Annotated in this window: 1 protein-coding gene; it reads left to right on the plus strand. The window is 66.0% G+C overall.

Annotation, left to right across the window (positions count from 1 at the left end; translation table 11 throughout):
* Positions 1-36: 36 nt before the first annotated feature.
* The coding region (locus tag ACIBK4_RS50450) for a condensation domain-containing protein (RefSeq protein WP_399006965.1) at positions 37-2,570 on the plus strand (2,534 nt) is incomplete at its 3' end.

Genomic DNA, 2,570 nt, shown 5'->3' on the forward strand with positions numbered 1-2,570 from the left:
CCGGTGTTCAATCATTACGGGCCGACGGAGACGACGGTGGGGGTGGCGACGGGTCGGTTGTCGGGGGAGGTGGTGGCTGGTGGGGTGGTGCCGATTGGCCGGCCGATCGCGAATACCCGGTTGTTTGTGCTGGATGGGGGTCTGTCGCCGGTTCCGGTGGGTGTGGTGGGTGAGTTGTATGTGGCGGGTGCTGGGGTGGCGCGGGGTTATGTCGGCCGGGTGGCGCTGACCGCGGAGCGGTTTGTGGCCTGTCCGTTCGGTGCCGGTGAGCGGATGTACCGGACCGGGGACCTGGTGAAGTGGATGGCGGACGGGCAGCTCGTCTTCGTCGGCCGGGCTGATGAGCAGGTGAAGGTTCGTGGGTTCCGGATCGAACCCGGCGAGGTCGAGGCGGTCCTGTGTTCGCATCCGGAGATCGCTCAGGCTGCGGTGATCGCTCGCGAAGACATTCCTGGTGACAAGCGGCTGGTGGCTTATGTGGTGCCGGCTGGCGAGGACGCGGGTGAAGAGGATCTGCCTGCTCTGGTGCGGGAGTTGGCGGGGGCGCGGTTGCCGGAGTACATGGTGCCCTCCGCTGTGGTGGTGCTTGATGAGTTGCCGTTGACGGTGAGTGGGAAGTTGGACCGGCGGGCGTTGCCGGCGCCGGATTACAGCGTGGGTGGGAGTGCTCGTTCGGGTCGGGGGCCGGTGTCGGTGCAGGAGGAGATCCTGTGCGGGGTGTTCGCGCAGGTGTTGGGTGTGGAGTCGGTGGGGGTGGACGACGACTTCTTCGAGCTGGGTGGGCATTCGCTGTTGGCCGTGTCGCTGGTGGAGCGGCTTCGCGAGCTGGGTGTGTCGGTGTCGGTGCGGGCGTTGTTCGAGGCGCCGACGCCGGCGGGGTTGGCTGGGGCGGCGGCGGCCGAGCCGGTGGTGGTGCCGGAGAACCTGATCCCAACGGGCGCGGCGCGGATCACGGCCGACATGCTGCCGTTGGTGGAGTTGTCCGACGCTGATGTGGAGCGGATCGTTGCCGGGGTCGACGGCGGCGCGGCAAACGTGGCGGACGTGTATCCGCTGGCGCCGTTGCAGGAAGGCTTGTTGTTCCACCACTTGATAGCCGACGGGGGCAAGGACCCGTACGTGACGATGCGGGTGCTGGAGTTCGACTCGCGGGTGCGGTTGGGGGAGTTCGCTGAGGCGTTGCAGCGGGTGGTGGATCGGCATGACATCTATCGCACGGCGGTGGTGTGGGAAGGGTTGCCGGAGCCGGTGCAGGTGGTGTGGCGGCGGGCCGTGCTGCCGGTGGTGACTCATGTCCTCGACGGTGCCGAGGCTGATCCGGTGGCCGCGTTGGTCGATCAGGTCGGGAAGGTGATGGACCTGGGCCGGCCGCCGCTGATGGACCTGCACGTGGCAGAGGTCGCGGATGGCCACTGGCTGGGGTTGCTGCGGATGCACCACCTTGTCCTGGATCATCATGGGCTGGATGTGCTCATGCAGGAACTTCAGGCGATCCTGACCGGCACGGATGACGACCTGGCCGCGGTGTTGCCGTTCCGGAATTTTGTTGCTCAGGCTCGGAGTGTTTCGCGTGAGGAGCATGAGCGGTTCTTCGCCGAGCTGTTGGGGGATGTGAGCGAGCCGACCGCGCCGTATGGACTGATGGACGTCCGCGGCGACGACGCGGACTTGGTGACCGCCGAGTTGCCGGTGCCGCAGGAGGTCGTCGACCAACTGCGGGAGCTGGCACGGCGGTTGGGGGTCAGCGCGGCCACGATCGTGCATGTGGCGTGGGCGCGAGTGCTCGGTGTGTTGTCGGGTCGTGATGACGTGGTGTTCGGCACGGTGTTGTTCGGGCGGATGAACGCTGGTGCTGGTGCCGACCGGGTTGTCGGTCCGTTCATGAACACGCTGCCGGTGCGGGTGCGGACTGATCAGGTCGGGGTTCGTGCTGCGGTGGAGCAGATGCGGTCCCAGTTGGCGGCGTTGTTGGAGCATGAGCATGCGCCGTTGGCGGTGGCGCAGCAGGCCAGCGGCATCGCGGAGAACACGCCATTGTTCACCTCGCTGTTCAACTACCGCTACATCGGGCAACCCGCGAATCGGGGCGAGGCTGCAGCCCAAGACAAGGTCATAGAGGGAATTCAATCCGTACGGGTTCAGAACCGAACCAACTATCCGCTGGCCGTAGGGGTCAACGACCTCGGTTCTGATGGGTTCACCCTGAGTGTTCAGGCTGTGGATTCTGTGGATCCGTATGCGGTGGCGCGGTTGTTTGGTGGTGCGGTGGAGGGTCTTGTTGCCGCGTTGGGTGTGTCTTTGCGTGATGGGTGTGATGTTCCGCTGCGTGGTGTGGATGTGCTCGATGCGCGGGAGCGGGATCAGGTGTTGGTGGAGTGGAATGACACCGCGGTGGAGGGTGTCGGCGGCACGGTGGTGGGCTTGTTCGAGCGTCAGGTGGCGGCGGTTCCGGATGCGATGGCGGTGGTGGGTGACGGTGCTGAGTTGACGTATGCGGAGTTGGATGCGCGTGCGAATCGGGTGGCTTGGTATCTGCGTGGGGTTGGCGTGGGTGCGGAGTCTGTGGTGGC

The organism is Streptomyces sp. NPDC050528 (genome assembly GCF_044457795.1).
GTDB lineage: Bacteria > Actinomycetota > Actinomycetes > Streptomycetales > Streptomycetaceae > Streptomyces.